This is a genomic window from Vibrio sp. Y176 (assembly GCF_033438945.1).
The window spans coordinates 1-580 of sequence record NZ_JAWOQS010000872.1 but is presented as its reverse complement, the minus strand read 5'-3'; the positions used below and the strand labels follow the sequence as shown (position 1 = coordinate 580).

Sequence of the window (580 nt, the reverse complement as noted above, 5' to 3'; positions counted from 1 at the left end):
TCATCAGCCACCCTGACCTTGTTGCCCCTGCCCCGTTTTGCCGGCGTGACCAACGCCCGGTGCCGACTGTTGGGTGCGAACACCCCGTGGAAGCGGGTTAGGTTGACTCTGGGCTTCGGTACCAGGGCGGCCAGCCTTGCAATGAAATCCAATGGTTCGAAAATGACGTGCGTGGTGCCGTCCCGGTACGGCGTCTTGAGCTGGTAGCGCACGTTGCCGCCTCGTGTTAACGACAGCCGCTTCTCGGATACCGCCGGGCGGCTGATGTACCGGCACAGCCGTTCGAGCGTCTTGCGTTCATAGGCCCTGGCCGCCACGCCGGCGTGCAGGCTGGACCCGGCTACCTTGCCAATCCCGTCACCATTATTATTCAATCATAACCATATTGAATCATTAGAAAAAGTAGATCAATTAATGACAAAAAAAATTAGTCCTGAGTCATAGGCTAGAACGTTTTGGGGCACAAACGTTTTAGCGCTTTTCCTGAATTAGCATTTACAGGATTACCTTTAGTATCACTAAACGGATAGCTTTTTGGACGTTTTATATAAGCCCTAACTTTCTCTTTAAGTCGATAGGT

General features: G+C 52.2%; 1 pseudogene. It reads right to left on the bottom strand.

Going from position 1 to position 580, the window contains the following annotated elements:
- Nucleotides 1–362 (bottom strand): annotated as a pseudogene (locus tag R7O13_RS29140) (transposase); the annotation flags it as partial.
- Between the last annotated feature and the right edge of the window lie 218 nt (nt 363–580).